We start from the raw sequence: 26,691 nt of genomic DNA, 5'->3' as shown, positions 1-26,691 counted from the left end.
TAATGAATATACGAAAAAAAAGATAATATCAAACACATAATCCGCCCTTTCCTTACAGTGTTGCCGATAATTTATAACTTCGCAGTATGCATTACGTTACAGTAGAAGGGCTTACCAAATCATTTGGCACCAAACCATTATTCAAAGACATTTCTTTTCATATTGAAGAAGGAGATAAAATAGCGCTGGTAGCGCTCAACGGTACAGGTAAATCTACCTTGCTACGCATTCTGTGTGGAAAGGATGTGCCCGATAGCGGGAAAGTATGGATACACAAGGATGTTACCGTAGTAATGCTGGAACAACAGGCAGATTTTGATATGTCTAAAACAGTGATAGAGAATATCTTCAATCACGATAACCCCATTTTAAACGCTATCAAAGCCTATGAACTGCTGACGGAAGAAGGACATGGCGACCCCGATCTCGATAAATTAACCGAGGCCATTGCCAAAATGGACGAGCTGAATGCCTGGCATTTCGACACCAAAGTAAAGCAGATATTAGGAAAACTTAATATACACAACCTTGACCAACCGGTTGGGTCCCTGTCAGGTGGCCAGCAAAAAAGAGTAGCACTGGCAAAGGTATTGATCGAAATTGGTTTCGAACACAAGCACGTGTTACTGATCATGGATGAACCTACCAACCATCTCGATGTTTCTATGATTGAGTGGTTGGAAAATTATCTTGACCAGGAAAGAGTCACCCTCTTACTGGTCACCCACGACCGCTATTTCCTTGATAGCGTGTGCAATGAAATCATGGAGCTCGATCAGGAACAGCTGTTTATCTATAAAGGGGATTATGAAAACTACCTGGAGCGGAAGGCCACCAGGGAAGAAATGGATAAAGCCAGTGTGGACAAAGCCCGTAACCTTTATCGCAAAGAGCTGGAATGGATGCGGAAGCAGCCCAAAGCCCGTACTACCAAGTCGAAATCCCGCCAGGATGCTTTTTATGACGTAAAAGAAAAAGCAGCCACCAAAGTAGCAGATCAGCAACTGGAACTCAATGTAAAAATGACGCGGCTGGGTGGTAAAATCCTGGAACTCAAAAAAGTATACAAATCTTTCGGCGACCTGAAAATCCTGAAAGGAATGGATTATACCTTCAAGAAAGGAGAACGTGTAGGGATTGTCGGAAAAAACGGGGTGGGTAAATCTACCTTCCTGAACATGCTGCTGGGCACAGAACAACCAGACTCCGGTAAAATCAACATAGGTGAAACCATCGTGTTTGGTAACTATTCCCAAACAGGACTGGTGGTGAAGGAAGATATGCGCGTCATCGAATTTGTAAAGAATATAGCGGAGAATTTTCCTTTGGCAGATGGCACTAAAGTGAGTGCCGCCCAGTTCCTGGAATTATTCCTCTTTCCCGCAGAAAAACAATATACCTATATCTCAAAGTTGAGTGGAGGAGAAAAAAGAAGGCTACACATGCTCTCTATTCTGTTCCGCAACCCTAACTTCCTGGTATTGGATGAACCTACCAACGATCTGGACTTACCTACCCTCAGTATCCTGGAGAGCTTCCTGCAGGAGTTCCAGGGCTGTGTTATCATCGTTAGCCATGACCGTTATTTTATGGACAAGCTGGTAGAACACCTGTTTGTTTTTGAAGGAGATGCCAACATCCGCGATTATCCGGGTAATTACACCCAATACCGCGAGTGGCAGAAGGAAGAAGACAAGAAGAAAACAGCTACCCCTAAAAAGGAAATTGCCCCGGAACCAGTAGTGGCTGCAGCTGCGCCGGCCGACAGCAAATCCCGCAAAATGTCGTTCAAGGAAAAGCGGGAGCTTGAAATGTTGGAGAAAGAAATTGAAGCACTGGAAACAGAAAAGAAAAAAATTGAAGCCTCACTCTCCAGTGGAGAGCTGGCTTTTGATAAAATGGAACCCATGACTCACCGCATTGGGGAAATCATTCAATTACTGGATGATAAAGGCATGCGCTGGCTGGAGTTGAGCGAAATAAACGGATAATAATTAATCAGTGTTATACACAAAGAAGCAGGCTATTTGATGGCCTGCTTCTTTGTGTATAGAGATGTACCGTGTAAGGCTACACGAAATAGGGGATAGGAAGTTTCCCCGGATATGCGTAACTTAAATATCATTGCCATTACACTTATGAGTACATCTTCCGCCTTTTCAGTTACTATTCCCAATCCCTGTTTGCAGCCATGGGCAGGCATGACGCCGGTTAGCGAAGGTAGATTCTGCAGTAGTTGCCAGAAAAACGTGATTGACTTCAGCGGGTTAACAGATGCGGAATTGATTGACATTTTCAGTAACTCATCATCTAAAATTTGCGGCCGCTTTCATCCGGATCAGCTAAACCGTTTGTTACAAGAGCCAGCACCCGGTAGGAAGGCATTCCCGGCTGCTATTTTAACTACGTTGTTGAGTATTACGGGTCTTAGTGCGGCAGCCAGCCGGCCAGCCACCACAGTACCATTTGTCCAAACAACATCTCCCTTTTCGGTTGATCAATCGATAGTACCACCACCTGTTGCAGATACCTTAAAGGTTATTACCGGAAGAATGGTAGATAGTGTGCAACAGACCAGTCTCTCGGGAGCTACTGTTTTAATAAAAGGAACAAGAATAGGAACTGTTACTGATGCAGAAGGAAATTTTCATCTTAATATTCCGCAAGACCTCGAGCAACAGCAGATTATTCTTCGCTTTGCATTTATTGGATATGATTCAAAAGAAATACTGGTAAAGGATAACCTGCCACTGAAAGTAGCATTAAGTGTGCAACAGGGCCAATTATCAGGAGAGATGATAATCGTCCGCAAAAGAACTTTCTTTGGGAAAATAAAGTGGAAATGGAGAAAGCTTTGCGGGCGCAGATAATTAAGTAGCAGAAATTTTATGTGTAAGTACGATGGGTAAAATACAATACATACTGCTGTTGTTAGTTTTCTGTCTCTCTTTTAACAACAAACTAACGGCGCAGAAAACGGCATCTTATTTCCAGTTATCGGGTAATGTGAACACAGATACCGGAACCGCGCTGCTGCTGCGGATGGAAGACGGTTATTATCCTGGTGAAGAAGTACCATTAACAACCACTATTCACGAAGGTAAATTTTCTTTTCAGGCGCCCTGCTTGTATCCGATCCCGTTTCGGTTAATGATCAAAGTAACCCCGGATCTTATATATGTGTCAGATTATTTCATGGTGGAAACCGGTAATCAGCATATTACCTGCGATGTGCATCATATGCGGGAAGTTCCTTTGTTATCGAATAAAAGCACGGCCGAGTGGGAAACACAATTGCGGAGAAAATTTGCCCCTGTCAATGTAGCGCTGGAAGAGCTGAGCCAGCAATATGATAGCGTAAGAAAAATGATCGGGAAGCCATCGGAAGAAATCATTGCGGCAAACTTCCAGCGCCAGGAAGATAGCCTTATTGCCCTGAAAAGAAGCATCTTACAGCACTATATCAAACTTCATCCCGATTCATACGTAGCCATGTGGGAATTGATTTTGCAGCTTAGAAGAGGTTATGCTACTCCATTTACAGACATGTACGGTCAATTTTCAAAACAGGTGCAGCGCTCTCATACCGGAGTAGTGTTAAAGGAGAAACTGGAACAGGCAAAACGAATTGCTATTGGTGCTAAATTTCCTTTATTGGCATTGTCCGATACTAATCTTATACCGGTAAAGGGGCCCACAATCGCTGGCAAGTATACACTGGTTGATTTCTGGTATAGCCACTGCAGCCCTTGTATTGGCCAATTTGGGGAGCTGAAGAAATTATATGAAAGATATAATAACAGCGGGTTCTCCATTATAGGTATTTCTGTTGACCATAAATCAATGATAAAAGATTGGAAAGAAGTGATGGTAAAATATCAGTTACCCTGGAAGCAGTACCTGGACCAGGATGCCCTAAATGCCGACATGCTGTCGATACCTGGATACCCAACTAATTTCCTGTTGGATGCAGAAGGGCGAATCATGAGGCGGGATATAGATTTGGGAGAGCTGGATAAATTGCTGCGCTCAAAATTGTAGTGTCGCGAATTTCGTGTACCAAATTGATTTGGGGTAAGGTTTTGGGGACATTTTCGCTTAATTCCCCTTTATCTCTCTTTCTCGTTATTTTCCCGAAACACACGTCCAATAAAAGAAAACGCCCAATTCCAGTAAAGCTGAAATTGGGCGAATTAAGTTTGTAGTAGCCTCGTCAAGAATCGAACTTGAATCTGGAGCTTCGGAAACTCTTATACTATCCATTGTACTACGAKGCCGGAAAGAACGCAAAACTACATTTTCTAAAGTATAATCCCAAATCAGGTTAAAGATTAATATTACTCTTAAATATTTTAACAGCTATTGCCAGCAGAATTACCCCGAAAAATTTACGCAAAACCATCAGTCCGGCCTTACCCAGCATGCGTTCTATGTAATTTAGGGAGCGTAATACTACATATACAATGACCAGGTTCAGGCAGATGCCCGCCAGTATATTATATTGATCGAAGTTGGCTTTTAGCGACATAATGGTGGTCAGGGTGCCTGAACCAGCCACCAGCGGAAAGGCAATGGGAACCACGCTACCGGCTTTGGCATCCTGGTCTGTTTTAAAGAATTCCAGTCCCAGGATCATTTCCTGCCCAATCACAAAGATCACAATAGAACCAGCTACGGCAAAGGAATGTACATCTACGCTCAGCAATTTGAGGAAGGGCTCCCCTACAAACAGGAACAGGATCATCAGGAAACCCGAAGCCAGCGTGGCTTTGCCGGCGTCTATATGCCCCAGCTTTTCTTTCAGGGAAACGAGTATGGGGATGGAGCCTACAATATCAATGACCGCAAATAACGTAAAGGTAATAGCTAGAATTTGGTCGATACTGAACATGAATGCTATTTTGTGTAAATATAGGTAGAATGCAGAACGTTTATGCTAGCGGCTTTCTGCTTATATTTGTTTCAATACTACTTATATATGACGGAGGATATTATCATTCAGATCAGTAATAAGATCAAGGAAAAGAGAAAGGGGAAAGGGATTACTATCCAGGAGTTGGCAGACCGCGCACAGGTGAGTAAAGGGCTGATATCTCAGATAGAAAACAATAGAACGGTTCCCTCTTTGCTGGTATTGATCAATATTATCAAGGCCCTGCAGCTCGATATGAATGAGTTCTTCAATGAAATTGACCAGCAAACCCAGAGCGCTAAAGTTATCATTAAACAAAAAGCCTCCTACCAGGAGTTTGAGAAAGAGCCGGCCAAAGGATTTCTGTATAAGAGAGTACTCACTAAAAACGTAAAAAATTTCCCGGTAGATATTGTGCTGCTGGAACTTAAAAAAGGCGCCAGCCGCGCCCAAACTGTGAAAACCGATGCCTATGAGTATAAATATATTATCAAAGGCACCGTTGAATACCTGATAGACAACGAAAAATATGTGCTGGAAGAAGGGGACTCCTTGTTCTTCGACGGCCGCTTAGGGCATAAACCCAGCAATATTGGCGCAGATAATGCCCTCATCCTCGTGGTGTATTTCTTCCTGGATAGCGAAAAATAGCTATTTACAAATACTTAACATTAAATTTAGTATAGGTTAACATTCCGATCACATTGGACCCTAAACTTTGCGTGTAAATAAAACAATACCCAAACCTACATTTACATGCAATCAAATCTACATCGGGCGCTCAAAAGGCAGCTATGCGCTTTTCTATTGCTGCTATTTGCCACCACTTCTCTTTTTGCACAACAGGCCATTACGGGAAAAGTCATCTCAGGTGACGACAACCAGCCTATTATCGGAGCCACCATCAAGGTGAAAGGCGCTTCCCGCGGTGCCATAACAGATGCCGCCGGAAATTTCGCCATCTCCGCTGCCAACACAGACATACTCCAAATCAGTTTCATCGGCTTTTTACCACAGTTATATCCCCTGAAAGGCGCTACTGACGTTACCATCACTTTACAACCAGATAAAAAAGCGCTGGACGAAGTAGTAGTAACGGCCCTGGGTATACGTAAAGAAGTAAAACGAGTAGGTTATTCTGTACAGGAAGTAAAAGGAGCCGACCTGGTGAAAGCCCGTGAACCTAACCCTATCAACGGTCTGGTAGGTAAAGTAGCAGGTCTTACTGTAGGCGCCTCTGCTGAACTGTTGTCTGCCCCTCTGGTATTATTGCGTGGTAATAATATTGGTCTCTATGTAGTAGATGGCGTACCCATCAACTCTGATACCTGGAACATTGCCCCCGATGATATTGAAAGCTATACCGTATTGAAAGGTGTAACCGCTTCTGCGCTGTATGGCTCCCGTGGCCTGAATGGTGCCATCATGATCACCACTAAAAAAGGAACAAAAGATAAACGCGGTCTGTCAATTGACTTTAACTCCAGCACCATGTTCGAAAAAGGATTCAACGCCATCCCTAAAGTACAGGATGAGTACGGCCCTGGCGACCATGGTAAATATGCATTCGTAGATGGTAAAGGTGGTGGAACAAACGATKGCGATTACGACATCTGGGGCCCTAAATTCGAAGGCCAGCTCATCCCTCAATACGATAGCCCTGTTGATCCGGTAACGGGTAAACGTAGCGGCACTCCCTGGATTGCACGCGGTAAAAACAACCTGCAACGCTTTCTGCAAACCGGTATGCTGAGCACTAATAACATTGCCGTTGCATCGCATACAGATAAAGCGGATCTGCGTTTCTCCCTGTCGCATTCTTATCAGAAAGGTCTTGTACCAAATACTTCTCTGAATATTACCAACTTCAATATCTCCGCAGGATACAACTTTTCTTCCCGCCTGCGCCTGGATGCTTATATGAACTACAACCGCCAGTATTCCAATAACTTCCCGGATGTAACATATGGTCCAAACAGTCTTATTTATAACACCCTGATCTGGGCCGGCGCCGACTGGAGCATGGACGATATGCGCAATTACTGGCAGCCTGGTAAAGAAGGTATTCAGTCTATCTACGCAGAATATCAACGTTATCATAACCCATGGTTCATGACCTATGAATGGTTACGTGGCCACTACAAAACTGATATCAACGGCTACGCCAAACTGAACTATAAAATCAACGACAAACTGGACCTGCTCGTACGTACGCAAATTTCCAGCTACGACATGATGCGGAATGAAAAAGTACCTTATTCTGCGCACCCTTATGGCCGCGAAGAAGGTAAGGGTGACTACCGGGAAGACAAACGTACTTTGTTTGAAAACAACACCGATGTACTGTTAACCTATACCAACGTATTCCCGCACAAAATAGGAGTACACGCATCTGTTGGTGGAAATACACGCTCTTATAAGTATAACTCCAGCTATGTGTCTACCAACTACCTGAATGCGCCAGGATGGTACGGATTTGGCAACACACGCGATCCTTTGTTTGCCACCAATTACCAGGCCCCTATGTTGGTTTTAAGTGCGTATGGTTATGTAGATGTTGATCTGGGAAAATATGCCACTGTATCCTTCACCAACCGTGTAGACAAAGCATCTAACCTGCCTCCTCAGAACAACGTATATTCTTATCCATCCGTGGCAATCAGTTCCGTAGTATCTGACTATATTGATTTGCCAACACCTATCTCTTTCCTGAAGCTGAGAGGTTCTTATGCTAACGTGAAAGGTGGTTTTACTGCTAAAACTATTGGTGCCACACCGCTGGCAGTATACCCGCTGGGATATGGCGCAGAGTACCAGTCCGCTTACGATGGCCCTATTTATAACACACCGTTTTATAACGTAACACCAGTATATCAGAATCAGGCAGGTGCTTATCTTTCACAAACGATTGCCAACCCTGACCTGAAACCTTTTGCTACAAAGGTATTTGAAGTAGGTGCAGATGTGCGATTCCTTAAAAATCGTATAGGCATTGACGGTACTTACTTTACCAGCCAGAATGGTCCGCAGATTTATGACGTAATCATTTCCAGCGCTTCTGGTTATGCTAAGAATCGTATCAATGGGGTGAATACAAAGAAAACTGGTTATGAGTTTACCCTGACCGGTAGCCCATTTAGAAACCCTAATGGTTTTAACTGGAACATCAGTGCTAACTGGTCTACTTTCACTGAGAAATATGTAAAAATCTCTGATACCGAAACCAAATTGAATGCGTTTGTAGGAGTAGGTGACCGGGTAGATAAATTCTATGGTACTACTTTCTCCAGAACAAGCGATGGTAAAATCATCAATGGTCCGGATGGTCGTCCTATTAATTCGCCTACACAACAATTCCTCGGATATGCTAGTCCTGATTGGGTTTGGGGCGTGAACAACAGCTTTAGCTACAAAGGTGTGAGCTTAAGCTTCCAGTTCGATGGCCGCGTAGGTGGTAGCATGATCGATTATATTCAACAACAAACTTTCCGCGGTGGCCGCAATATCCTGACTACACAGGGTGCAATGGGAGAAGCCCGCTACCAGGACTATAAAGGAGTGAAATCTTATCTGGGAGAAGGGGTGCAAGTGAGCAACAATATGGCTATTCAGTATGATAACAATGGTAACATCACCAACTACGATAAGCTGCAGTTCTCACCAAATAATACTAAGGCGTACCTGCAGGATTATATCAGCGTTTACTATAAAACCAATGAAGCGAATGTGATCAGCAAAACATTTGCGAAACTCAGAGAGGTAACTATTGGTTATGCATTGCCGGCCAACTTGCTGAAAGGTACGTTCATCAGAGGCGCCAATGTTTCTTTTGTAGGCAGAAACCTGCTTTATTTCGCGAAGAATAAAGATGTGGATGTGGATCAGTATCCAGGTGCAGACCAGGGATCGTCTACCCTGCAAACACCTACTACCAAAAGATATGGCTTTAACCTGAACATTTCCTTCTGATCCGTTTCACTCATTAAACATGCTTTGTATGAAATCATTTAAAATATTTACCATCATCGCTTTAGCAGGTGCTGTACTCAGCAGTTGTAACAAGAAGTATGATGAATATGCTGTCAATACCAACAAGCCTGAAAAGGTACCACCTAGCCTCGTTTTGGGCGGTGTACTGGCTGATATGAACGCAGATAAACCCTGGAGTAATATCATGCGTTGGAACCAGTTCGACTGCTGCAACTATAACTATTATGGCGACCAGCGCTACGACTGGGGCGGTGCTGATTTGAACAGCTATTATTCCCTGATGAACGTAGTGCAAATGGAAGGTGAAGCCACTCGTCTCGGTGGACAAGCAGTGAATCCGTATAATGCACTCGGTAAGTTTTTCCGCGCGTGGTTCTTCTATCGTATGACTAACCTCGTGGGTGATCTGCCAATGAAAGAGGCGTTACAAGGGAAGTTAGGGTTGACTCCTAAATATGATGATCAGAAAACAGTGTTTATACAGATCCTGCAATGGCTGGAAGATGCAAACACTCAACTGGCACAGCAGATCGCTAATCCGGACAAGAGCGCTACCGCTGATGGTCAGGTATTGAAAGGCGATTTTTATTATGGCAATGACCTGTTGAAATGGCAACGTGCGGTAAACGCCTTCCATTTACGTGTACTCATTACATTGAGTCAGAAAACTGCTGATAAGGATTTGAACGTAGCCCAGCAATTTAAAGCTATTGTGAGTGATCCGGTAAAATATCCGCTGATTGAATCTATGGATGGTAATCTGCAATTCATCTACAATAACATCAACAAATATCCATCCAACCCGGATAACCTGGGCTTTGATGCTACCCGTTATAATATGTCGGCCACTTACCTGAATGCGCTGGTAAACCTGAACGATCCGCGGGCTTTTGTTACAGCAGAACCAGCTACACAGCAGCTGAATGCGTTTCATAAAACACCAGCGCAGATTTCTGCTTATGTTGGTGCGGAACCAGGCATCAGCCAAACCGATATGTCTTCTAACATGTCAAATGTTGATACGGCAGTATACTCTGTTCGTAGCCGTAGCCGTTACTATAGCAACTACGCGGCGGAACCTGGTGTAATCCTCGGTTATCCTGAGTTGTGCTTTAACATGGCAGAAGCAATTAACCGTAACTGGATTGCCGGAGATGCAGAAGTCTGGTACAAAAAAGGCATCATGGCTTCTCTGGGTTTCTATGGTGTGCCGGTAGACAAAGCGGGAACATTTGTAAAAACGTATGGTGGTAAACGTTATGATATACCTTTTGATTTCGAAGGGGTGTATTATAAACAAGTCAACGTGAAATACAAGGGAAACAACGCAGATGGTTTGGCGCAGATCCTTACCCAGAAGTACCTGGCCTTCTTTGAAAACTCCGGCTGGGAAGCTTATATCAACTGGAGAAGAACTGGTGTGCCTACTTTCAGCGTAGGTACCGGTACTGGTAACAGTGGTATTATTCCTAAACGCTTCAAGTATCCTGATTCGGAACGTTCTTCCAATACTATTAACTGGACAGCCTCCCTGAAAAGCCAGTTTAATGGTACTACAGACGATATCAATGGCGCCATGTGGTTGTTGAAATAACCTTCAGCCATTAGCTTATAGAAAATGCAGCGGAGATCGTTCTCCGCTGCATTTTTGCTTATAGCCAACTGCTAAAAGCTTATAACTATTGTTCAGTAATACTTAACAATTAGTTCAGCTATTGTTAACAATGCGTTCACATTGGACCCGCACCTTTGTCCCAAACCATTTGTTACGATATGCTAAACATTCCCTGGTTACAGCAACGGTTGCAGCGAGCACATCATCTTACTTTTTCTTTATATGCCGCCCTGGTGGCCTTTGGTACTTATTCCTGCATGTATGCTTTCCGTAAACCCTTTACGGCAGGCATTTTCGAAGGCGTAACCTTTCTGGGGATCGATTATAAAATATGGTTGGTGATTACCCAAACAATCGGGTATGCCTGCAGTAAGTTTTATGGTATCCGTTTTATTGCTGAAATGAAGGGGAATAAACGGGCGCAAAGCATCATCCTGCTCATTGCTATTGCCTGGGTATCGTTGTTGTGTTTTGCCATCATACCAGCGCCTTATAATATCCCATTTCTTTTCCTGAATGGATTTCCGCTGGGCATGATATGGGGGCTGGTGTTTAGTTACCTGGAAGGCAGGCGCAGCACGGAGTTTATGGGAGCAGTGTTATCCGTGAGTTTTATCTTTTCTTCCGGATTTGTGAAGTCGGTAGGAAAAATGACCGTGGTAGACTGGCACGTAACAGAATATTGGATGCCTTTTGTAACGGGGTTGGTATTTGCTATACCCATGCTGATTTGTGTGTTATTGCTGGAACAAATACCACCGCCTTCGGCAGAAGACGAACGGCTGCGCACCAGAAGAGCTCCGATGAACAAACAAACGCGGAAGGACTTTCTACAGGCTTTTTTGCCAGGGTTGGTATTGTTGATTGCCAGCTACGTACTACTTACTGTATTAAGAGATATGCGGGATAACTTTGCGGCAGATATCTGGAAAGACCTGGGTTTTGGCACACAAGCGGGCATTTTTATGCAAACGGAAATACCGGTGTCGCTGGCCATCATTTTGATTATGGGATTGCTGGTGTTTGTAAAGAATAACTTCCATGCCTTTATGCTCAACCACGTAATTGTTATAGCGGGTTTCGGCATTGCTTTCATCAGCACTATATTATTTAAGCAGCATCACCTGGACCCTGTGTGGTGGATGACTTTAACAGGATTGGGGTTGTATATGGGATACATTCCTTTCAACTGTATTTTTTTCGAACGACTCATCGCCGTATTCAAATATGTGAGCAACGTGGGCTTCATCATTTATGTTGCAGATTCCTTTGGTTACCTGGGAAGTGTACTGGTAATGTTAGTGAAGAATTTTGGCGGGATGTCATTATCATGGAGCCAGTTTTTTATGGACGCTGTTTTGGGGGCGTCTCTCACCGGTATTGTGATGATGGTAATGTCTGCGTGGTATTTTAAAAAAAGAGTTACTTCAGTGAACAATAAAAGCATGCCAACAGACATGCAGCTGGCGGCCTGATGGCAGGTTAACAGGCATTAAAAAAGGCAAATCATCCAATTGGAATGATTTGCCTTTTTAAGTTTTATAAAGCGGAATTCAATTAGCTTTTTGCGTCAGCATCAGCGTTGTTTCCTTTCTTTGATGGCTCATCTTTGGCATCTTTAAATTCACGTATGCCGCTACCCAAACCACGCATCAGTTCAGGTATCTTCTTACCACCAAACAATAACAGTACTACTAATGCTATCAGCAGTAATTCTTTGATACCTATTTCCTGCAAAAATAACAGCGGGATATTCAGAAAAGATGTTGTCATTATATCAGATTTAATTGTGTTCCTTTATATACGGTATATGCAAACATAAAGTTAGCACGATTTACCAGTTTTTTCGTTTTTTAGCCAGATATTTAAAAATTTTAACATAATTGTTTTAAGTGCAATCAGTTACAAATTAGAAAATATCACTTTAATCTCCTCATTTTCCACCTGTAAATGCGAAATCCGGCCATAATCCACCTGAATATCGAAGGCATCTACCAGGGCGGTATCGGTCACATGCGCTAAAATGCACCTGATGACGCCGCCATGTGTTACCAGCACTGCATCATTTCCTTTGGCCATTACTTCTTCCAATAAGGTAATGCTGCGGGTATATAGCTCCTCATAGCTTTCCCCGCCTGGAATGTGCTCAAAAACAACATTATCGGCCCATTTGCGGAGCGCATTATGGCTGATACTATCCCATGGCAACATTTCCCAGGAACCGAAATTCATTTCTTTCAGCCGGTCGTCCGTAGTATATTGGCTACCAAACAAGGCGGCAGCCAGTTTTTCACAACGTTGCAACGGGCTGGTATATACGTCCATTGTTTTGGCAGGAAGCAGGGGCTTTATCCGCGCTACTTCTGTATCAAAGCTCCCGGCAACATCCACATCGGATGCACCGTAGCAAACACCACTTTCTATTGCCGGTGTGGTATGCCGGATCAGATATATTTCCATGTGAGAATACAAAAGCATAAATAAATAACTGTTTCAGACAGCTGCTGCACGGCCCCGAGACAGTCGCCGGTATAGCCACCAATCCATTTCTGCATGAGTCGTACCAGGTACCAACGGGCCAGCACCAGCGCCGGGATGGTCAGTAGCAGGGTATAGTTATGCAGGTAAAGAATGACTGCTATAAACGGGATGCATCCAAATATTGCCGCTATTCCAAGATCAGATAAACTAATGCCCTGCGCAATTGGTTTGGCTTTGGCGTCATCATTTTCACGTACATAGCGGTGGGTATAGATCACCGTCACCGCTACAAAGCGGCTCAGTGGTTGCGCGGCCACAATTGTCAGCATCACCATGAACAACGGGAGTTCCCGGAGTGCCAGAAATTTCATGGCCATGATCAGTAACAGTCCCAGCATACCATAAGTGCCAATACGGCTGTCTTTCATGATATCCAGGATTTTTTCTTTGGACCAGCCACCGCCGAAGCCATCGCACATGTCGGCGAATCCATCTTCATGAAAAGCACCGGTTACCCAGATGCCCATAATAATAGCCAGCAGGATACTGATCATAGGAGGCGCTATAGTGCCCAGTATATACAGGATGGCAATCATAAAACCACCCGTTATCCATCCAATCAGGGGAAGATAGCGGGTGGCTTTTCCCAGCATTTCCGGTGTGTAGGGAATGCTAACGGGAACGTGTATACGAGTATAGAACAGTATTGCGGTTAGCAGTAACTGCCATTGTTTCTTCATATAGTACGATTTGATACCTGGGCACTGTTAAAGCTGGCCATTTCCTGCAGAAATGCGACTGCACTCTGTATCAGCGGAATGGCTAAAGCTGCGCCCGTGCCTTCTCCCAGGCGCATATCCATTTGGAGTAAAGGCGCCACGTTGAGGTATTGCAGCATGGCTTTATGTCCTTGTTCTTCGGAGCAATGTGCAAAAATACAGTAGTCTTTTACTGCGGGTTGCATGGCTGCGGCAGCCAGCAGTGCGGCGGTAACAATAAATCCATCTATCACTACCAGCATTTGAAGGGCAGCAGCCTGTTGTATGGCGCCACAAATCATGGCAATTTCAAAACCACCAAAAGTAGCCAATGCCTGTTCTGCAGATGCAGGCGATGCATGTTTGGCCATTACCTGCTGCAGGATAGCCCGTTTTTGTGCCAGCTGTTGCACGTTGCTGCCAGTGCCGGTGCCTGTGCAGGAGGCCACTGGTATTTGGGTAAAATGGCTCATCAATAAAGCCGCTGCGGAGGTATTGCCAATACCCATTTCTCCGAAGCCAATGGTATTACACCCCTGAGCATGTAACAGCTTCACTTCTTCTGCTCCCGCCTGCATGGCCAGTTTACACTGATCAAGCGACATAGCCGGCATATGCAGGAAGTTCTGCGTACCCATCCCCATTTTCCGGTTTTTCAACAACGGGTGAGCCGGGAATTCATGATTCACGCCCGCATCTACCACGGTAAGCGATAGTTGATGCTGCCGGCAAAATACGTTGATGGCCGCGCCTCCTTGCAGAAAGTTATACACCATCTGCGCGGTAACTGCCTGAGGAAATGGATTTACCTGTCCATCTGCGGCAATGCCGTGGTCGCCTGCAAATACAATAATGGCAGGATGACTGATAACAGGTGTCAGGGTATTTTGTATCAGGCCTGCCTGTAAAGCAATGGCCTCCAGTTTCCCCAGTGAGCCAGGGGGCTTGGTTTTCTGGTCTATTTTATCCTGTAATGCTGCTTTTAACGCAGTGGATACAGGTGTTATGCGGAGGTTGTTCATGATGAGGGTGAATTTATTGCGCTTCCTTTTTAATGATAACCGGTATGCCGGATACCATCAGTACTACGGTGTCGGCTACACGTGCAATGTATTGATTTACCCAGCCCTGTAAATCCGTAAAACGACGGCCAATGGCTGTTTCAGCATGCACGCCCATTCCTATTTCATTCGTCACTACAATAAAAGTACCTGCCTTTTTTTGTAATGCATTGATTTCCGTTTTAATCGCTTCCAACGTAAGATCCATATCATATGCCTGTTGCTCGAAGAAGTTGGTTAACCACAGCGTTACACAGTCAATAACTACGATATGGCCTTCCAGTGGCAAACGGCTTACATAGAATTCTTCTTCATAGTTAGTCCACATCGCGCCTCGTTCTGCTTTGTGTCGTTGTATCCGCTGTGCAAAATCATCATCCCACACTTTGGCAGTGGCCACATATACGGGATGCGTACTTTGTGATAGCGCCATTTCCTGCGCATACCTGCTTTTACCCGACCTGGCGCCTCCCGTAATCAAATGAAGCATATGGATAGATTTAGCTGTTAACAATTAGCCGTTAGCTATTAGCAAAAGCCGCTCTCCGGTTCTTTGCTAATAGCTAACGGCTAATGGCTAAAAGCTGCTTAGTTAAATACTGGTATGGATGGGAAGAAGAAGCCGGTGTAGGAAACTCCTTTCTTCAATCCACCGCTGCTGGCATCATAGATGTAAAGCGCATTGTCTTTTGAATTCTGGCCAAAGCCGGATTTCATATCTGTAATCACCAGGGTATTATTAGCCGGATTATATCTTACACCAGCACCATAGAAACCACGGCCGGTAGGGATCGTGATAAATGGTGTTTGCAGGGAAGCAGCATTACCCACCGTGTATTTGTACACTTCTCTGCCGTTGTTGCCCCATTCATTATCCGCTTTACCAATGAATACTGCATTCTCTACGGAGGAAGCAGTGATCATACCTGGATTCCAGGCGCCCCAGGAACCATAAATATCAAAAGGACTGGTAATGGTTTCAACAGTCAGGGTTTGCGGATGAATAGCATAAAGGTTTTTTGCCTTTCCTGCCCAGATGGTACCATCGGGAGTCATTGCAAAACCAGCATCTGCGGCTACCAGTTTCTTCGCCACGCTGAAATCACTGCTGTTTAAGGCAACTACGCCATCGGTTTGTGACATCACAAATACATAAGCATCTGCTTTTATCATGCCTCCAATCTCGCCACTCACATTGGCAATTTTAGGGCCTACTGCCAATGTCTGCAGGTTTACCGGGTAAACGCCATTAGCAGTACCTATTAAGCCGGTATTGGAATTTACACCTACAAAGGAATTACCACTTGCAGGCAGATGATCAATACGGCCGGTTTCTTTCATGGTACCAGCATCTGCTACTACAAGACCAGCATCCTGCTTTGATACGAAATAAAACCGGTTGTTGAAGATGGCACCGAAGTCAGTGGTAATGCCTAATGTTTTGCCTGGGTTGTTGCGTTGAAATACGTATTGGTATACGGAATCTTCCCCATTGCGGTAGAAATTTACATCGCCGGGTCCGTGAGTAAACCAGCCTTCGTTTACCAGGAAAAATCCATTTTCAAATTTGCCCAGTACTTTCACCTGGTAGTAGTAGTTAGCCAGGGAGTTACCAGAAATAATTTTATAAGAGATGGTATAATCACCTCTTTCTGTTGGCTTAAAGGTGAAGCTGGAGTCTGTACTGGCCAACACACCATTTACCAGCCATTGAAAGGTAGGGTTCTTGGTATTTGCCAGCTGTGGACTTAATACTCTGCTGTCGCCTATATAAATCGTGTCTTTACCGTCTTTTAAACCGGGAGCTACAATCTGCGGAGTAACTATTTCTGCCTGATTATCCTTGGAGCAGGAGGCTAACCCTGCTATAGAAATGGCTGCTACAAGAAAAGAAAGTTGGAATTTGCGTGAAATACTGCGCATGTTTAGTTATTTATTTACGTATGTCTTGTTTTCGTATGGTTTTTACCGTTAGTGAGCCTGTACAGAATGCTAATGCGGAAGAGGGAAACCTCCTATAATAATTTAGAGATTTGAGGTCAGACAAATGTACTCATCTGCCCAATACCCAAATCTCTAAAAAACAAATTCAAGTTATTATTGTGCAAAACGCAGTCTGCGTTTTACTAATTCAAAGCTGCCGAAGAAGATAGTGCAATAAATCAGGTTACCTATCAGGGTATACCTCATGTAAGGAATAGCCTGTACATAACAGCTGGTAATGCCAGCCAGATCTTTGGTGAAAGGCTTGCCGGTCAGGAAATTGGTAGAACCACTGATCCATACACCAAAGTCAGATACCAGGAAGTGAATCAACGCAGCACCTATGGCTCCCATGACGATGTTACCAACAGTAGCTTTTTTGATCAACAGCTGTCCCAGTAACACGATCAGCGCAAAGCTGGCGTAGTTCCAGATCCAGCCTTTGTACAACAAGCCTGACGCATATTCTTTGTGGAAGAACTGCATTAAGATAATGTCACTGAGAAACAAGGCCAGTAAAGGGAAAGCGTATGATTTCCATTTTTCTGAGAAGGAAGCCCCGCCAAATAAGGCCATAGCGCCAACTGGCGTAAACATGGCTATAGGCGACATGTTTGTATCAGCTCCCAATACAACGCGTATTATACCTGCTGCAATGATGAAAAGCAGCAATACACCAAACCGCGGATTAAGATTTTTTAAAGACATTATGTTGATTTTAATGTTTACAAATTAACAAAAATACCGGTGGTAAAGTTGAACCGCCGTGAATTATAGCCGGTTATATCAAAATATTTATAATCTGTAATATTCCTGAACCCGGCGAAAATTTTAAGCAAGTTACCAAATTTATACTCACCATATAAATCCAGCGTATAATAATCCCCCATAGGTACAACCTTTCCCGAGGTCCAGTCAAATTCGGATCGTTGGCCGGTATACCTGCCGCTGGCCGACACATACAAGGCTGGAGTAGCCTGGTAGCCTAAAGTGGCATTGACAGTATGTTTAGGGATTCTGTAAAGATTAAAATAAGAGGTGTCTTTTTTATCCTTTGGGATGGTAATGCGGCCATCTACATAAGTATAATTGGCAGTCAGTACCAGGCCTTTTGTAATTTGCCAGCTGCCTTCTACTTCCGCTCCGTAAGCTTTTTGCTTATTGGCATTACGGAACTCACCCGCGTAGGTAACCGGATCAGAATAGAAGATGATCAGATCGCGGGTATCTCTCCAAAAACCTGTTACCCGGAAATCTACCCGGTTATGAGCCACATTCGCCTGGTAACCGGCTTCGTAACTGGTAGTAGTTTCAGGCTTCAGCGTTTTGTTGCCATACTTACCGTCATATAACTGGTAAAGCGAAGGCACGCTGTAGGCAGAAGATATATTAATAAATACCTTATGACGTTCGTTAATCAGGTAGGACGGATTAAGGGAAATTGTCTGGTTATTCCCGTATAAGCTATGATAGTTAAATCTTCCGCCCAGTTCCAGGTTGAAGCCATTCAGGTTATGGAGCAGGAGAGAAGCATAGAGGCTGGTTTGATTGGTATGGGCACTGTCCGGAGAAAGACCCAGGGTATCAAGCTTGGAACCGCCCAATGCCAGACTATATTCACGTTGTTGCATATTGGAGCTACTATAAGCCGCGCCACCAATCAATCTGATTTGGTTAGTAACATCCCAGTTAACATAAGTTTCTATCTGATGGGTATTGGCAATAAATCCGGTACTGTCAAACTTGTTGGCATACGGGTTAACCGACAGGAAGGCTGAATCATTAACGGTGGCCCTGTTGGTACGCTGATAGCTATACAATACATGCCAGGAGCCATTTTTAAAGCGGTATTCGCTACCAAAGCCATTCAGCAGGTATTTCGATTTTCCGGTGTAGTCTTTATCGTCGGTGTAGGCAGCTTCATCGAGGTCGTGGTGATAGTTGTTCCAATTCAACAGGTACTGGAAATTCCAGTTTTTGCCAGCGCTGAGGCCCAGCTTGGCAAAAACAGCATCCTGCCGGAAGCCATCTTTATCAAAATTCGCCTTGCCGGTAGAATCATAGGCATCGGAAAAGCCTTTAGCCTTTTCGTGTTGATAGCTTACCAGATAAGAAAAGCGTTGCACATTGCCATGTATATTCACGCCACCCTGGAAGTCGTTGTAGCTGCCATAGCTGCCATTGAGGCCCACACCAAACTTTTTGTTGCCATTTTTACGGGTAATGATATTGATAACGCCGGCTACTGCATTGGAGCCATATAAGGTAGACTGGCTACCACGAAGTATTTCAATTCTTTCTACCTGGTCGGGTGTAATGAAATTAAGGTCAAAGCTATTATTGGATTGGGAGGCATCTGTTACCGGCAGGCCATCTACCAGGATAAGGGTGTTACCGCTTGGCGCGCCGCGCATAATAACAGATGGCATTGTACCGCGATTGTTTTCAGCACCAGTTAATACCAGACCGGTTTGTTGATTCAGGATGCTGGCAATGCTCTTGCCGCTATTCTGCTGAAGGTATTCGCGGGAGAGTATGGTGACTACTTTACCGGTTTCGCTGGCCTTTTGGGGGCCTTTATTGGCGGTGACAGTAATTTCATTCAGCTGACTTATCCGGCTGGAATCCTGTGCCACAGCGGTGACGCAAGACAAAGCCAATAGTGCCGTGGTGTAAAATTTTAATTGCATCTCGAAATTTTGGTATCTGTAAAAACTAAAAATGCAGCGAAGATAAAAGTTTGCTACTTCATCTACGCTGCATGTCTAAAAAGCTAAGGGCCGAAACTTATCCCGGCATCCTTGAAATATATTTGTCCATTTCTTTGATCTGATTCACAATCTGCGCAGTGGTAGGCTTTTGTGCCTTGGCTCTGCGGAAGTATTCTTTGGCAGATTTAAAGTCGCGGCGGCTCATGGCAATAGATGCCAGGGTTAACAAGGCCGCAGCCGTGTTTTCCTTGTCAGGCAACCCTTTACGCATGGCGATTTTCAGGTTCTGATCAGCCGTTTTTAAGTCGTTTTTCTGATAGGCAATAGTTCCCAGCTGAAAGTACTGCATGCCTTCATATTCCTTCATCGGGCTACCGGAGTTGATACTCTGACGGATAGTAGCTTCCGCTTTATCCAGGTCATTGGAATACATCGCCATATTGCTTTGCATAAAATAATATACAGAGCGGATAGGTTTGTATAACAGTTTAGGGAATTTTACCTGGTTCATCAGGGCGCTGGCTCTTTCAATATCGCCTGCTTCCACGGCTTCCTGTACCATTCTCATGGGACCAAACATCACGTGTGTTACCAAACATACCAGTGCCAATACCAGCACAATAGTCGCTTCCCACCAACCTACGGTTAAGCCGAGTGCAATACCGCCTGCTAATAATACGATACCTATTGGGAGGCGATATAGAATAAAAAAATTAAATGCTTTCATGAAAAAACAGTTCGTAAATCACTAATGAGGGAGCAAAGATAGATAAAAAAAACACCTTATGGGTTTTCATTTACGACCTTTCAGATTGGCCATGGCGATAGCGCTTAATATAATTGCCACACCCACTATCTGTAAGGGAGATACCGTTTCATGCAGGAAAATGGTGGCAGCCAGCATGGCTACTGGCAATTCTGCTGTACTGAGGATCGCGCCCAGTGATACCCCCGTTTGCGGCATCCCTTTGGCAAAAAGGAACGGCGTTAATATGGTACCAAAAAGGGAGAGGGGAATACCCCAGATCCATAGATTGGTGCTGGTAAAACGGCCATTTATCAGGTACAATGGCGGGAAAATCAGGGAAACAATTACAAAAGCGCCCGTAACAATCCAGGCACTTTTCAGTACCGGCCCCAATGATGCACCTATCCGGCCACTTACCACCATGAATACCGTATAGCACAAGGCTGCCAGCAAACCAAAACCTATTCCTTTCCAGTTAAGGGAATTGGTGTTGGCATTAAATAAACCACTTGCCAGCAAAGTGCCCACTAATATGAAAAATACAGCGATCCACTGTATGCGGGAAGGACGTTTTTTATAAATAATCCATTCCGCCAGCATACTCATCCAGGTAAATTGCATCAGCAATACAATGGCAATACTGGCTGGAATATAGTGTACACTCTGATAATAAGTAACACTCACCAGCCCTGTGGAACTACCCAGTATAAAACAGGTACGTGCGTCCTTGTTCAGCAGCCCCAGGGTTTTACGACCCGATAGAAAATGAATGGTCCATAATGTCAGCATCCCAAACCCCGCCTGTACACTTGCTAACTCTGCTAATGTATAACCCTCCCGGTATCCTGATTTAACAATTGTTGATAATACTCCAAAACAACAGGCGCCAATAAGTACCAGCAATATGCCTTTCCACATAATATGTTTATTTAAAATACAAAAGTACAGGTATTTTGTTGGGAGCTGAAGGCACAAAGCAGAAAGCACAAAGCTATTGTAGCGAATGAAAAGAGCGATAACTCGCGTTTATCATTCGCTACAATAGCTTTGTGCTTTTCGCTTTATGCTTTCCGCTTCTCCAGATTAGGCAGTAATGCCGTGAGGACTCCTATTAACGGAAGATACGCACATACGTCGTAAACGTGAGCAATGCTGGTTGCATCGGCCAGACGGCCCAGGATGGCGGAACCTACGCCCGCCATACCGAAAGCCAAACCAAAGAATAAACCGGCAATCATGCCCACTTTACCAGGCACCAGTTCCTGTGCATACACCAGGATGGCAGAAAAGGCGGAGGAGAGAATTACACCAATGAATACACTTAATATGGCTGTCCACATCAACGATGCATGTGGCAGCAACAGTGAAAATGGCGCTACACCCAGAATGGAAATCCAGATAACGTATTTACGGCCAATCCGGTCGCCAATAGGGCCACCAATGAAAGTACCGGCGGCTACGGCAAACAGGAAGATGAACAGGTATACCTGCGCACTCTGTACAGACACGTGGAAGCGGTCCATCAGGTAAAAAGTATAGTAGCTGGTCATGCTGGCCATGTAGAAATATTTGGAGAAGATCAACACCAACAGGATACCCAGTGAAAACACAATTCGTGTATTCGACAACGTAGGCTGATCCAGCTGCTGCACCACTTTCTTAGGTTTAATACGGTGGGTATTGCTCAGGTACCATTTGCTGATGTTCAGCATTACTACTATCGCTATTAATGCGGCAATGGAAAACCAGATCACATGGAACTGTCCAAAAGGAACAATTACCATAGCGGCCAGCAGAGGCCCCAGGGAACTACCGGCGTTACCACCTACCTGGAATAAAGACTGCGCCATACCGTGCTTACCGCCGGAGGCCATATACGCCAGCCGGGAAGCTTCCGGATGAAAAACTGCGGAGCCGATGCCTACCAACCCTACAGATACCAGTACCATCGGGAAGTTATGCGACATAGATAAGCTGACCAGCCCTATCAGGGTAAAGCCCATGCCAATGGCCAGGGAGTAGGGTTGCGGCTTTTTATCAGTGTACAGGCCCACCAGTGGCTGCAGCAGAGAGGCTGACATCTGAAAGGTGAGCGTAATCAGCCCTACCTGTGTGAAATTTAATTTGAGAGAATCTTTTAGTACCGGGTACATCGCCGGGATGAGCGACTGCATCGTGTCGTTCAGGAAGTGGGTAAAGCTGAGAGCCAAAAGGATAGACAGTACCGTTTGCTGTGCCACCTGTTGCGCGGCGGCTTTGGGCTGATCAGTAAGCGTTGTTTCCATTTCTTGTTCTTTTGAGATCAGATCATCTGATGTTTAAGGGTAAAAAATTAGTTCGTTATAATAAATAGTTCAGGTGTGATACAGCGGGATATTGAAAAAGCAAAAACCAACTGTTATTTAAAAAAATGTCTTTCCTATATATGCGCGGTCGTTTATCTCGGCGCATTACTGATTTTCGTTGCCCATATCAGCGCTTTCTTTGGATCTTTATCGACGATACTTTGCAACAGCGCATCATGGTAATGTTGCGATTCTATAAAACTATTGGTATTGCTGTAACGCAGCAGAAACGAATTCTTCAGATGCTCCGCCACTGTTTTGTACAGGTCGCGCAAAATTTCGTTCTTACCCGCTTCTGCAATCGCATTATGAAAATTAATATCAGCTTGTATACACGGTTCCAACTGTTGATTGGTGGCATATTCGAAGCGCTTCTTCAAAAAGCCTTTCATCTTCTCTATGTCCTTGTTGTTGCGATGCATCGCTGCTTTCTCGGCGATTTTTACTTCAATTAAAAAACGCACTTCATTCAGATCCTCAAAATCTGCCCGCTGCAACCGCTGTGATAGTGCTTCTCCCGGGCCTGACTGCGACAATACGAAAGTGCCAAGTCCCTGTTGTACACGTATCAGCCCCCTGTGCGCCAGTATTTTTATTGCTTCCCGGATGCTGGAACGCCCAACAGAAAATTGAGCCATTAATTCGGGTTCTGTAGGTAGCTGCTGCCCCACTACATATTTACCGGAAGTAATTAATTCCTGTAGCCGGTTGGCTACTTCCTCAGCTAAACTGAGCCGCTTTAAGGGAGAAATGTTTAAACTCGTCATATCATCTGATGATTGCAAAGGTAATCGCTTTTTTAAATTTTTTAAGAATTTTTTGGGAGATTGTTACCGAAACAGATGGATACACTGCTCAATATATTACAGGACCAGCCTTCCTGGCTGCTTTGGCTCTTATTCGGGGCCGAAAATGCCGGTATTCTGCTGGTGGTGCTGGCATGGGGACATCGTCTGCAAAGGAAATATGGTCCGCCGCAGACAATGGMCCGCCGTCATCCGTTTGCCTACAACGCCCGGCAGTGGCGCATCGCCTTGCTTACTACCGTGCTTAATACGGCTATTACCTACGCCGGCTACTGGCTATGGACACATGGAGCTATCCGGATTACTACTACCGTTGACATCCGGATAATAGGGGATGCCCTCTTTCTCTTTTTTGCCATGGACTTGCTGATGTTTCTTTTCCACTTCCTCATTCATAAAACCCCGCTATACCGGTGGCTGCATGCCCTGCATCATGAAGCTGTAGATCCGGAACCAATAGATCTTTTTATTTTACATCCCGTTGAAACGCTTTGTTTTGGCGCTTTATGGCTTTTTTTATTGTTGTGGTTTCCGCTGAATATTTATGGAATGATCCTTTACCTGGTGATCAATGTGATATTTGGTATGATGGGCCACCTGGGTATGGAGCCGCTGCCTGAAAAAGTGCGACAGTGGCCTGTGTTGAAATATCTGGGTACTTCTTCTTTTCATCACACGCATCACCGGGATGAGCAATCTAATTTTGGATTTTATACCAGCATCTGGGATCGTGTCTTCCGCACATATCATCAAAAGTAGCCTTACACTCATCACTTTCTGCTTTGTAAGCTGTGGCAATAAAGTTATTTTGCCAGCTTGCTTATAAATACCAAACGCTATATGAGAAAACTGATTTTATCATTATCCTTATTCGTCACCTTTCGTGTCTATGCCCAGGATGCACTGAAGTATCAAACGCCTCCTGCCAGTATTCTGGAACTGGCTATGGCAGCGCCTCCTGCGGCCACTGATTTTAGCAGCAACGGCAACCTGATGTTGATCATGGAGCGCGCCAGCTTCCCTTCCATCGAAGAATTATCACAACCGGAGTATCGTTTGGCGGGCTTGCGCATTAATCCGGCTAACTTTGGTACCAGCCGCGCCACTTATGTAAAAGCGATTCGCATTAAAGATATTAAAAGCAATAAGGAATACCCGGTTACCGGGTTGCCTGCAGATGCCCGCATCAGCCATGTAAGCTGGTCGCCTTCAGAAAAAAGTATTGCCTTTACCATTAGCGATAATAACAGCATTCGCTTATGGAAAGCAGATGTGGCTACAGGAGTGGCTTCCCAGGTAAGTACCCGTCGCCTGAATGATATTGCCGGACCAGTGTTTACCTGGTTGGATGATAACCGCATCCTGGCGCTGGCCGTACCTGCTACCATTGGGAAAGCACCAGAAAAGCCGCTGGCACCCGAAGGACCTACCGTTCAGCAAACCACTGGGAAAGCCGCACCCGCCGCTACTTTCCAGGACATGCTGAAAAATCCGTTCGATGAGCAGCTGTTCGATTATTATTTTCAATCTGAACCCGTTATCATCAGCAATAACGGAGAACAGGTGATTGGTCAGCCGGCCATATATGTGACTGCTGCCCCATCGCCCGATCAACAATACCTGCTGATAGAAACATTGCATCGTCCGTATTCCTATCTGGTAGGCGCCAGCCGCTTCCCTACAGATGTAGCCATATGGACCATGAAAGGAGAACTGGTGAAGAAATTAGCCAGCAACCCTTTAGATGAAGTAAGACCCAAAGGATTTGATGCTACCAGCAACTATCCACGCCAGTACGCCTGGCGCAGTGATGCACCGGCTGCTATCTGGTGGGTGCAAGCCCTTGATGGTGGCGACCCTAAGCAGAAGGTACCTTTCCGCGATGAAGTGAGTTTGCTGGCCGCTCCATTCACCGCCACTCCTGCATCATTGGTGAAAACCGTGAATCGTTTTGCTGGTATCAAATGGGCCAACAATCAATTGGCGCTGGTATATGATGCCAACAGTGCACAACAGAAAGTGACCGTAAGCCGTATAGATCCATCTCACCCGGAACAGGCGCCTGTTACCCTGATAGATCGTTCGGAAAATGACCGGTATAATGATCCGGGAGATCCCGTACTGGTGAAGAATCAGTATCATCAGTCGGTGTTGTACGTTTCTCCCAAACATGAATTATTGATGACGGCGCCCGGTGCATCACCCGAAGGAGATCGTCCGTTTCTCTCCGCTTTCAGCCTGGATAACAGCAAACAACGCATCCTGTGGCGCTCTGAGGCGCCTTATTATGAGCAGGTGGCAGATGTGATAGATCCGGCCAAACTCGTAGTTGTGGTAAGACGTGAGTCAGTGTCATCTCCCGGAAACTATTACCTGCAGGACCTGAGGAAAAAAACAAGTATAGCGCTTACGGCATTCCCTCATCCGCAGCCGCTCATGGAGGGCGTGCAAAAGCAATTACTGAAATACAAGCGCAAAGATGGTGTAGACCTGACCGCGATGTTATATCTGCCCAAAGGCTATGATCCCGCTAAAGACGGCCGCTTGCCTGTACTGATGTGGGCATACCCCCGTGAGTACAAATCCGCCAGCGATGCTGCACAGGTACGTGGCTCCGCCTATAAATTTACCCGTGTAAGTTACGGTTCCCCTATCTTCTGGGTAACCCGTGGTTTTGCCGTAATGGATGCCACTGAAATGCCCATAGTAGGAGAGGGCGACAAGGAACCGAATGATACCTTCATCGACCAGTTAGTGATGAATGCAGAAGCCGCGGTTAATAAAATCACGGAAATGGGTATCGGAGATAAAGACCGCATCGCAGTTGGTGGCCACTCGTACGGCGCGTTCATGACAGCTAACCTGCTGGCACATACGAATTTGTTTAAAGCCGGTATTTCCCGTAGCGGCGCTTACAACCGCACTTTAACACCTTTCGGATTCCAGAACGAAGAACGTACCTACTGGCAGGCGCCAGACGTGTATTATAAAATGTCTCCCTTCTCCTATGCAGATAAGCTCAAAGCGCCCATTCTGCTGATTCATGGAGAAGCCGATAATAATTCCGGTACTTTCCCCATTCAGAGCGAAAGACTGTACAACGCCCTGAAAGGCAATGGTGGTACCGCACGCCTCGTATTCCTGCCACAGGAAAGCCACGGCTATGCAGCAAAAGAAAGCATCTTGCATATGCTGTGGGAAATGGATGAATGGCTGATGAAGTATGTAAAATAGCAGAAGGCATAAAGCCGAAAGCAAAAAGCTATTGTTGCGAATGACCA

General features: G+C 45.0%; 22 protein-coding genes and 1 tRNA gene. 9 read left to right on the top strand and 14 right to left on the bottom strand.

Going from position 1 to position 26,691, the window contains the following annotated elements:
- The first annotated feature begins 86 nt into the window (after window positions 1-86).
- The 3 genes from AC1DFM_RS13280 (at window position 87) to AC1DFM_RS13270 (ending at window position 4,041) form a co-directional block, all read left to right on the top strand.
- Window positions 87-1,991 (top strand): ABC-F family ATP-binding cassette domain-containing protein, encoded by a 1,905-nt coding sequence (locus tag AC1DFM_RS13280; protein ID WP_477077222.1) that lies wholly within the window; start codon window positions 87-89, stop codon window positions 1,989-1,991.
- Window positions 1,992-2,105: 114 nt separating this feature from the next.
- Window positions 2,106-2,870 carry a carboxypeptidase-like regulatory domain-containing protein gene (locus tag AC1DFM_RS13275; RefSeq protein WP_477077221.1) on the top strand — a complete coding sequence of 255 codons (765 nt, stop codon included), beginning with the start codon at window positions 2,106-2,108 and terminating at the stop codon, window positions 2,868-2,870.
- A 31-nt stretch (window positions 2,871-2,901) separates the two neighbouring features.
- Window positions 2,902-4,041: a TlpA family protein disulfide reductase gene (locus AC1DFM_RS13270; RefSeq protein WP_477077220.1), complete on the top strand. Its 1,140-nt coding sequence runs from the start codon at window positions 2,902-2,904 to the stop codon at window positions 4,039-4,041.
- Between the two features lie 164 nt (window positions 4,042-4,205).
- Here AC1DFM_RS13270 and AC1DFM_RS13265 read toward each other — a convergent pair.
- Both AC1DFM_RS13265 and AC1DFM_RS13260 read right to left on the bottom strand, forming a co-directional pair.
- Window positions 4,206-4,277: transfer RNA gene (locus AC1DFM_RS13265), tRNA-Arg, on the bottom strand.
- A 47-nt stretch (window positions 4,278-4,324) separates the two neighbouring features.
- A complete protein-coding gene (locus AC1DFM_RS13260; RefSeq protein ID WP_477077219.1) occupies window positions 4,325-4,891 on the bottom strand; it encodes a MarC family protein in 567 nt (188 codons plus the stop codon).
- Window positions 4,892-4,978: 87 nt separating this feature from the next.
- Here AC1DFM_RS13260 and AC1DFM_RS13255 point away from each other — a divergent pair, with 87 nt between their 5' ends.
- From AC1DFM_RS13255 to AC1DFM_RS13240, 4 genes are all read left to right on the top strand, one after another.
- Window positions 4,979-5,563, top strand: coding sequence for a helix-turn-helix domain-containing protein (locus AC1DFM_RS13255; RefSeq protein WP_477077218.1), 585 nt, complete (start codon window positions 4,979-4,981; stop codon window positions 5,561-5,563).
- Between the two features lie 105 nt (window positions 5,564-5,668).
- Complete coding sequence (locus tag AC1DFM_RS13250) at window positions 5,669-8,881, top strand: SusC/RagA family TonB-linked outer membrane protein (RefSeq protein WP_477077217.1); 3,213 nt, start codon at window positions 5,669-5,671, stop codon at window positions 8,879-8,881.
- 28 nt (window positions 8,882-8,909) lie between these two features.
- A complete protein-coding gene (locus AC1DFM_RS13245) occupies window positions 8,910-10,496 on the top strand; it encodes a SusD/RagB family nutrient-binding outer membrane lipoprotein (RefSeq protein ID WP_477077216.1) in 1,587 nt (528 codons plus the stop codon).
- A gap of 179 nt (window positions 10,497-10,675) precedes the next feature.
- A complete protein-coding gene (locus AC1DFM_RS13240) occupies window positions 10,676-11,992 on the top strand; it encodes a DUF5690 family protein (protein WP_477077215.1) in 1,317 nt (438 codons plus the stop codon).
- Between the two features lie 82 nt (window positions 11,993-12,074).
- Here the strand turns inward: AC1DFM_RS13240 and tatA are convergent, their stop codons facing one another.
- The 12 genes from tatA to AC1DFM_RS13180 form a co-directional block, all read right to left on the bottom strand.
- Entirely contained in the window at window positions 12,075-12,290 is a 216-nt protein-coding gene (gene tatA / locus AC1DFM_RS13235; RefSeq protein WP_477077214.1) for a twin-arginine translocase TatA/TatE family subunit, read from the bottom strand.
- A gap of 129 nt (window positions 12,291-12,419) precedes the next feature.
- The gene (gene cobC, locus AC1DFM_RS13230) at window positions 12,420-12,977 is read right to left on the bottom strand and encodes an alpha-ribazole phosphatase (RefSeq protein WP_477077213.1); all 558 of its coding nucleotides are present in this window, start codon (window positions 12,975-12,977) and stop codon (window positions 12,420-12,422) included.
- Entirely contained in the window at window positions 12,962-13,738 is a 777-nt protein-coding gene (locus tag AC1DFM_RS13225; RefSeq protein ID WP_477077212.1) for an adenosylcobinamide-GDP ribazoletransferase, read from the bottom strand. Before AC1DFM_RS13225 ends, cobC begins: the two co-directional genes overlap by 16 nt.
- Entirely contained in the window at window positions 13,735-14,778 is a 1,044-nt protein-coding gene (gene cobT, locus AC1DFM_RS13220; protein ID WP_477077211.1) for a nicotinate-nucleotide--dimethylbenzimidazole phosphoribosyltransferase, read from the bottom strand. The genes AC1DFM_RS13225 and cobT overlap by 4 nt, the downstream gene beginning before the upstream one ends.
- Window positions 14,779-14,791: 13 nt before the next feature.
- Window positions 14,792-15,307: a bifunctional adenosylcobinamide kinase/adenosylcobinamide-phosphate guanylyltransferase gene (gene cobU, locus AC1DFM_RS13215; RefSeq protein WP_477077210.1), complete on the bottom strand. Its 516-nt coding sequence runs from the start codon at window positions 15,305-15,307 to the stop codon at window positions 14,792-14,794.
- Window positions 15,308-15,405: 98 nt separating this feature from the next.
- Window positions 15,406-16,740: a DUF5074 domain-containing protein gene (locus AC1DFM_RS13210; protein WP_477077209.1), complete on the bottom strand. Its 1,335-nt coding sequence runs from the start codon at window positions 16,738-16,740 to the stop codon at window positions 15,406-15,408.
- 174 nt (window positions 16,741-16,914) lie between these two features.
- Window positions 16,915-17,508, bottom strand: coding sequence for a DUF6580 family putative transport protein (locus AC1DFM_RS13205; RefSeq protein ID WP_477077208.1), 594 nt, complete (start codon window positions 17,506-17,508; stop codon window positions 16,915-16,917).
- Window positions 17,509-17,525: 17 nt separating this feature from the next.
- Complete coding sequence (locus AC1DFM_RS13200) at window positions 17,526-19,490, bottom strand: TonB-dependent receptor (protein ID WP_477077207.1); 1,965 nt, start codon at window positions 19,488-19,490, stop codon at window positions 17,526-17,528.
- Window positions 19,491-19,587: 97 nt separating this feature from the next.
- The gene (locus tag AC1DFM_RS13195) at window positions 19,588-20,238 is read right to left on the bottom strand and encodes a tetratricopeptide repeat protein (protein WP_477077206.1); all 651 of its coding nucleotides are present in this window, start codon (window positions 20,236-20,238) and stop codon (window positions 19,588-19,590) included.
- Between the two features lie 66 nt (window positions 20,239-20,304).
- Window positions 20,305-21,177 (bottom strand): EamA family transporter, encoded by an 873-nt coding sequence (locus tag AC1DFM_RS13190; RefSeq protein WP_477077205.1) that lies wholly within the window; start codon window positions 21,175-21,177, stop codon window positions 20,305-20,307.
- A 143-nt stretch (window positions 21,178-21,320) separates the two neighbouring features.
- Window positions 21,321-22,544 carry an MFS transporter gene (locus AC1DFM_RS13185; RefSeq protein ID WP_477077204.1) on the bottom strand — a complete coding sequence of 408 codons (1,224 nt, stop codon included), beginning with the start codon at window positions 22,542-22,544 and terminating at the stop codon, window positions 21,321-21,323.
- A gap of 152 nt (window positions 22,545-22,696) precedes the next feature.
- Window positions 22,697-23,371: a FadR/GntR family transcriptional regulator gene (locus AC1DFM_RS13180; RefSeq protein ID WP_477077203.1), complete on the bottom strand. Its 675-nt coding sequence runs from the start codon at window positions 23,369-23,371 to the stop codon at window positions 22,697-22,699.
- Between the two features lie 75 nt (window positions 23,372-23,446).
- Here AC1DFM_RS13180 and AC1DFM_RS13175 point away from each other — a divergent pair, with 75 nt between their 5' ends.
- Together AC1DFM_RS13175 and AC1DFM_RS13170 are read left to right on the top strand one after the other, a co-directional pair.
- A complete protein-coding gene (locus AC1DFM_RS13175; RefSeq protein WP_477077202.1) occupies window positions 23,447-24,169 on the top strand; it encodes a sterol desaturase family protein in 723 nt (240 codons plus the stop codon).
- Window positions 24,170-24,250: 81 nt separating this feature from the next.
- Window positions 24,251-26,644, top strand: coding sequence for a S9 family peptidase (locus AC1DFM_RS13170; RefSeq protein WP_477077201.1), 2,394 nt, complete (start codon window positions 24,251-24,253; stop codon window positions 26,642-26,644).
- Window positions 26,645-26,691: the final 47 nt, after the last annotated feature.

It is taken from the genome of Chitinophaga sp. 05T412 (genome assembly GCF_056396465.1).
The sequence above is the reverse complement of the archived record's forward strand: the minus strand, read 5'-3'. Positions and strand labels throughout refer to the sequence as shown.

Bases quoted from the DNA above. Each gene is read 5' to 3' on its own strand.
- cobT (WP_477077211.1), bottom strand. From the start codon at position 14,778: ATGAACAACCTCCGCATAACACCTGTATCCACTGCGTTAAAAGCAGCA.
- AC1DFM_RS13270 (WP_477077220.1), top strand. From the start codon at position 2,902: ATGGGTAAAATACAATACATACTGCTGTTGTTAGTTTTCTGTCTCTCT.
- AC1DFM_RS13260 (WP_477077219.1), bottom strand. From the start codon at position 4,891: ATGTTCAGTATCGACCAAATTCTAGCTATTACCTTTACGTTATTTGCG.
- AC1DFM_RS13170 (WP_477077201.1), top strand. From the start codon at position 24,251: ATGAGAAAACTGATTTTATCATTATCCTTATTCGTCACCTTTCGTGTC.
- AC1DFM_RS13185 (WP_477077204.1), bottom strand. From the start codon at position 22,544: ATGGAAACAACGCTTACTGATCAGCCCAAAGCCGCCGCGCAACAGGTG.
- AC1DFM_RS13245 (WP_477077216.1), top strand. From the start codon at position 8,910: ATGAAATCATTTAAAATATTTACCATCATCGCTTTAGCAGGTGCTGTA.
- AC1DFM_RS13210 (WP_477077209.1), bottom strand. From the start codon at position 16,740: ATGCGCAGTATTTCACGCAAATTCCAACTTTCTTTTCTTGTAGCAGCC.
- tatA (WP_477077214.1), bottom strand. From the start codon at position 12,290: ATGACAACATCTTTTCTGAATATCCCGCTGTTATTTTTGCAGGAAATA.
- AC1DFM_RS13205 (WP_477077208.1), bottom strand. From the start codon at position 17,508: ATGTCTTTAAAAAATCTTAATCCGCGGTTTGGTGTATTGCTGCTTTTC.
- AC1DFM_RS13280 (WP_477077222.1), top strand. From the start codon at position 87: ATGCATTACGTTACAGTAGAAGGGCTTACCAAATCATTTGGCACCAAA.
- AC1DFM_RS13275 (WP_477077221.1), top strand. From the start codon at position 2,106: ATGCGTAACTTAAATATCATTGCCATTACACTTATGAGTACATCTTCC.
- AC1DFM_RS13200 (WP_477077207.1), bottom strand. From the start codon at position 19,490: ATGCAATTAAAATTTTACACCACGGCACTATTGGCTTTGTCTTGCGTC.
- AC1DFM_RS13195 (WP_477077206.1), bottom strand. From the start codon at position 20,238: ATGAAAGCATTTAATTTTTTTATTCTATATCGCCTCCCAATAGGTATC.
- AC1DFM_RS13225 (WP_477077212.1), bottom strand. From the start codon at position 13,738: ATGAAGAAACAATGGCAGTTACTGCTAACCGCAATACTGTTCTATACT.
- AC1DFM_RS13180 (WP_477077203.1), bottom strand. From the start codon at position 23,371: ATGACGAGTTTAAACATTTCTCCCTTAAAGCGGCTCAGTTTAGCTGAG.
- AC1DFM_RS13255 (WP_477077218.1), top strand. From the start codon at position 4,979: ATGACGGAGGATATTATCATTCAGATCAGTAATAAGATCAAGGAAAAG.
- AC1DFM_RS13240 (WP_477077215.1), top strand. From the start codon at position 10,676: ATGCTAAACATTCCCTGGTTACAGCAACGGTTGCAGCGAGCACATCAT.
- AC1DFM_RS13190 (WP_477077205.1), bottom strand. From the start codon at position 21,177: ATGTGGAAAGGCATATTGCTGGTACTTATTGGCGCCTGTTGTTTTGGA.
- cobC (WP_477077213.1), bottom strand. From the start codon at position 12,977: ATGGAAATATATCTGATCCGGCATACCACACCGGCAATAGAAAGTGGT.
- cobU (WP_477077210.1), bottom strand. From the start codon at position 15,307: ATGCTTCATTTGATTACGGGAGGCGCCAGGTCGGGTAAAAGCAGGTAT.